Source organism: Parvibium lacunae (assembly GCF_003335215.1).
GTDB classification, from domain to species: Bacteria; Pseudomonadota; Gammaproteobacteria; order Burkholderiales; family Burkholderiaceae_D; genus Parvibium; species Parvibium lacunae.
On record NZ_QPGB01000009.1, the window covers coordinates 1 to 5,315 of the forward strand.

Annotated in this window: 4 protein-coding genes; all 4 read right to left on the bottom strand. The window is 51.4% G+C overall.

Annotated features, from left to right (window positions below; translation table 11 throughout):
• Window positions 1-418: PoNe immunity protein domain-containing protein (locus tag DU000_RS12445; protein ID WP_114403740.1), on the bottom strand; the 418-nt coding region annotated here is incomplete at its 3' end.
• On the bottom strand, window positions 415-3,438 hold the full coding sequence (locus DU000_RS12450) for a hemagglutinin repeat-containing protein (protein WP_114403741.1): 3,024 nt from the start codon (window positions 3,436-3,438) through the stop codon (window positions 415-417). The genes DU000_RS12445 and DU000_RS12450, both read right to left, overlap by 4 nt.
• Entirely contained in the window at window positions 3,425-4,270 is an 846-nt protein-coding gene (locus DU000_RS12455; RefSeq protein WP_147267028.1) for a hypothetical protein, read from the bottom strand. The genes DU000_RS12450 and DU000_RS12455 overlap by 14 nt, the downstream gene beginning before the upstream one ends.
• On the bottom strand, window positions 4,242-5,315 hold a 1,074-nt coding region (locus DU000_RS13035; RefSeq protein ID WP_240001899.1), incomplete at its 5' end, for a hypothetical protein. The genes DU000_RS13035 and DU000_RS12455, both read right to left, overlap by 29 nt.

Consider the following 5,315-nt stretch of genomic DNA (forward strand, 5'->3'; position numbering starts at 1 on the left):
CTAGCCAGAAGCACCAGTTGTAGTGGTTGAGGTTGGTCAAGTCAAACACCCAGCTACGCGGATCATTGTGACTACGACTATCGTCGCTAACTTGTGGCGCACCCAGTAAACGTCGATGATCCCACCCCTGCCCGGGTTGAAGTTGCGCATTGAGTTCAGCAGCAAGCTTATTCGATAACTCCCATGCATCTAACAAACCGAGAAAGTGCTGTCCCAGTTCGCTAATGGCGTCGCCACGGGAGTAGCGCGTCAATATCTGGCGTGGATATTCTTTAGATAAATCCCAGACAAACTGCGGGCGATATCCAGGATTGCGCGATAGGCCTTTGAGTTGCTCTAAGTCTTTTAAAATATTCTCTTCGCTGAATTTTGCCCATTTATCCCAATACGCCTGATCTCCCATCGGTGCGCGAATCATTCTTGCGCTCCTGACAGATTGCGTTTCGGTAAAATAATTTTAGAGGTATCAATCGGCTTGGGTTTACCTGCCGCATCCAGCACTTCCACAAAGGTAGAGCCATCCGAACGGGTTGTAACAACCCAAGATTCGACGCGACCCGCTTTGACTGAATCGGCAACATCAGCAGCAATCGTACGATCACCAACTGCTTTCTCCAACCGACCCGATCCCAACACCCAGCTCTCACTGCCCTGCTTGCCATCGTTAGTGCTGCCCAAACGGCTGCTGCCTTTAGCTTTATTATCACCGACGAATTTATATTCTACGGTAACGTAATCAACGTCGGGGCGATTCACTTTGTAAAGGTCATCAATCCCGGTTTCGCCCACGCCCGGCATACGGGCAATTTTTTGTCCATCTGGCACAATCTGTTTGGCAGTATTGCCGCCAAACAGATCGCCCATCGCGCCTTTTTGCTCGTTAGTGAGTTTGGACATGTCCAACAAGGGATTACCATCAGGCGTATAAGCGCCACCCGATTTCAGTAAAGTAGTTTGCGCGCTTCGCTCTAATGCCCCGTCCGCTTGTTTGACAACTATTTTCCCCACATTTCCTGCCAACTTCCCAGCATCTCTAATGATTGTCGTGCCACCTGCTACGGTGCCGATCACGCCCAAAGCCAGATCGGTTTCAATCTTTTTAGCTTGCGCGTATTCCCCTTGTGCATGCAGCATGGCTGCACGATCAAGTTGGTCATTCACGTATTGCTTAGCGGTTTCAACCGGTTTATCCGCAAAGAACCCCACAAACTTGGTAGCCATCTGGTCGATTTGGGCTTGGGCTTGATTGCGTGCATCCGGGTCACTGCTCTTGAGGTCGCCACGCAATTGCACTAGCTGTAGTGCTGTCTTGGCAGTATCAGCTACCATGCCAACAACCGATCCAATCATCCCGGCCGCTGCTCCTGTTGTTTCTGCCGTTTTATTGGCTCTGGCGGCTTGAACACTCGGATCATTACCCACCACCACCGCATTGATATACATCTGCGCTTGACTACCGCGAGTAGTGTCAACAAAAAGATTGCTGTTTCGGTAGCGATTTAGATCGGTCTCTTGGAAATAAGTGTGGTTTTGGCCATCGGCAGTAAAGCTGCCGCTGTTCGCTTTTAAAAATTTAAGCGCGGCTTCATCATTGCCGGCTAGCACTGTATTCCATTCTTTATCAACCATCTTCAGCGCTTGACGAGTAAGCCGAGCTTCGGCTTCTTCTACGCTCATGCTGTTGCCAGCAAAACTGCTTGCTAAACGCTTGATTTTATTCAACTCACTCGGGTGCAACTGCCGGTTAAACATCTCGGCGTTATACGTCGCTTGGGCCGCTTGGGCAGCGCTTTGTACGTTGTTGCCAATGACCGCGCCAACAGCTACCCCAAGCAGGGTATTACTGAGCGTTTGTAGGCCTTTGCTGGCACTGTCATGCTCTTGTACTGCTTTGTCATACGCTTTGAGGGCAGCGCTTTGTTCGGCTTGGCTTAGCCCGGTTAGATTCGGCCGCTGTGGCCCATCTCCCAGTAACTCTCGCGTAAGTTGTGTGAGCACCGGCGTTAGTTGTTCGTGTAAGGCCCCTGCGCTCGCGCCGGCCGCCAGACTGGTGCCAGCCAGTTTGGCCGTGATCGCACCGCTGATGGCGTGTAGCAGGGTCTTTTCTGTGGAGCCATCGCCCCAGGCTTTGACTGAGCTGGGGTCACGCCCTTCGGCTAGGGCTTGCTTTTGTAGCGCTTTTTGTTGTGCTTGGGCATAGTCTCCAATCATTTGTGAGAGGGCTTGTCCGGCAATCTGGGCCGCTTGCAGGTTTTCTCGTTGTTTGCTTTGTTGCCGTTCAAGTTCGCCAACTTGTTGCAGGCTCAGGGTGTTGGTCAGGCTTTGGTTGGCAGTCTTGGCATCTCGGCTCGTCAGTAAGCTGGCAACCGCTTGGCTTTGTGCGTCGGTTTGGGCATTCCCCGTGCCGCTAATGTTGATCGTCGCGGGGCTGATGACGCTCTGCGTTTGGCTGCTTTGGCTGCCGTTCTTGGGAAGCCCAACTTGGGCGGCTAGGTTGCTCAGGAGGTTGCTGCTGAGGTTGCTGGTGAGGTTGGCCATGCCGCCAGCAGCACCGTTGTAGCTGAGCGATAGGCTGTTGCTTTGGCTTTGGGTCTGTTGCCGGTTGGTGAGGTCAACGCTGGCGAGGCTGCCGGTGCTCAGTTGGTTGTGCTCGGCCGCGGCTTGGCTGGTAATGGCGGCACCCGTGAGCTGGGTGTGGCCTTTGACGTTGATGTCAAAGCCGCCTTGCCCTGCGGCTATGCCGCTTTGCCCAACGGCGCTAAGGTAGTTGTGGTTGAGGCTGCTGCGCGCTACGTTGAGGCTGCCGCTGACTGTTTGGCCGTAGCAGATGGGTGGGATGCAGAGGCTTAGGGAGAAGCCGCTGCTGCTTTGGCTGCTTTGGTAGTCGCTTTGGTTTTGTAGGGTTTGTAGGGTGAGGTCGCGCCCGATGTCAAGTTTGACTCGGTCTCCAGCCAGTTGGGCGCCTTGCAGGCTGGCGTCTCGGCCTGTCTTGACGCTGAGTTGTTCGCTGGCGGTGATCTGGCTGTTGTCCCAGGTGGTTTCGCTGCCGTTGCTCCGCCCCCGCGCTTGCGCTGCGGCTAGCTGGAAGCTGATGCCGTTTTGTTGACCCCCTACCCCTATGGTCACGCCTACGCTGGCGTTGCTGCTGCTATTGGTGCTTTGGAGGGTTTGGGTTTGAGGCGCTGTATCAAGGGCCATCGCCACAGGCCGTGGCGCCAGTAAGGCCACTGGCGCAGGCAGTCCCGCGCTAGGGTGAGTTGACAGGTTGCCTGCAGCAGGCTTGGTTGTGGGGGCTGCGTTTACCGGTGGCTGGTGAGCTTGGGCCGCTCGGATATTAGTTTGCAGCACAGGCGAAACAAGCAGACAAAACAATACCGCCAGCCACAGGGGCTGGCGGGGGGTGGTATGAAGATGCGTGGAAAGTTCAGCGTGCCTCACTTGGTTTGCCAATGACTAGTCCATTTATTTTATTGAATGTGATATTAAAATCAAGGCCACCATATGGGGTAAAGACAACCGTAATGGTGTCTGAGGTTTCACCATTCACATACTGGTATTGGCCTTTTTTGAGTCGATCTTCAATGTCAGAGGGCATCCATACTTCACCCCATTCTGCTAGGGTGGGGGTGCTACGTTCCCATAAGAGAGCACCGTTATTGTTTGTGACTTTAACTGATTGGGGTTTGATGCTACTCGTAACACTATTGTGTTCGCTTAAGCTAACTCTCTCTCTGTTAATTACATCAAACAACTCTTTTAATTCAGTTCCAGATGCGTTGAGCACAAACGTGCATTCTTGTACTGTTAGATCCCACCATGCATCAGCTCGATGCTTTTCTTCAAAAAAACGCTGAAGTTCGTCTATGCTACGTTCGAGTAATCCAATGTAATGCGAGTAATTATTTGTTAACGAGGGATACCCAATTACGCAATCAATCTTGAACGTATCATAGAGTAAAGCAAAATCAGAATTTGACTTAGTCATACAAATTTCCCAATTATCGGGAATTCTTGTATCCACCAGCTTAAATAAGCTGCTTGGCGCCCACATGGGATTTTGGCCTGATGCACACACCAAATAATCTATACGATCAAAAATAAATTTCAAACCATAAACAAGGTAACTTTCTCCGATTTTTAACGGGGAGAATTCTGTTTCATCTATTTCATGTAAATATCGCTCTGATAAAGCTATCGCCCTACCAGTATTGAATTCGCACAAAGCAAGCATACATGTCCGATCACTTAAATTTAAAATCGTCAACAGCACCAGTATTCGTATTTCTTAAATAGTGAATCTCAATACCATTGATATTTTGTGACATTTTCACCCATCCATCTGATGCTGGCCAACGTGAATCTGTCATCGGTATATCTAACGAACGACCAACTGCTGGATTTGAAAGCGCTTGCTCCATCGCTAGTTTCTCATTTAAGTTATTGGGTATCGTACGACCTGTCGAACCTAAACCAACTGGTTGATTAACGACAGTTTTTTCCGGCAAAGGCTGAGCAGGGCCATTGGGTTTGACATAGTCAGTGCGGTTACTGCCAGCGGGGTAGTCATAAAAGATTTGATTACCATTCCCAGAATGGTCGCCAATCGGCTCTTGTGGCGCAATTTTCCCTTCAACTGTCACAACCGGCTTACCGGTGGTAACAACCGGCTGCACATTCGACACATCCGGCTTCATACCCGGCGTAATTGCCAGCGTATCTCGCGCATATTGCTGAGAAGGTACTGCATCCGGTGTGGCAAATGCACCTACCGCAGGTTTGCCATCTGCCAACGCTTTTGTTTGACCATCTGACACCACCATATTGGCAGGTTGCCCCGGTTTGCTAACGCCCACATTGACATAAGTGCCTTTTGTAAAGGGTGCGGTATAGCCATTTTCTGTAAAGGCTTTATTGACTTGTTCAGCAGGGACTAAACCACTCGTAAGGTCAGCGTCACGGTTAACATTATTCTCAATAACGGTCTGCTTTGCCGCTTTCTCCGCCGCTGCCTGTTCCGCTTTCTGGGCCAGCTTGGCTTCAATCACTTCCCCGACTTTGGTGACCAAGGCCTTGGCCCCTTTCACGGCAGCGCCACCCACCCCTAATGTCGCCACATCCAGATCAGCCGTACTGGTGGCTAGTCCACCATTGGTCGTGCGCATCCACGCTAGTGTGGCTTGCTGGTATGCATCAACCGCTTTAACGCTGCCATCACGCGCTGCTTGGCGGGCTTGGTTAACCACCGCATTGGTTTGGTTGGCATCCCCATTCCCCGCAAACTGCCGCAGCATGGTGGCCCGATCACTGGTGTTAAA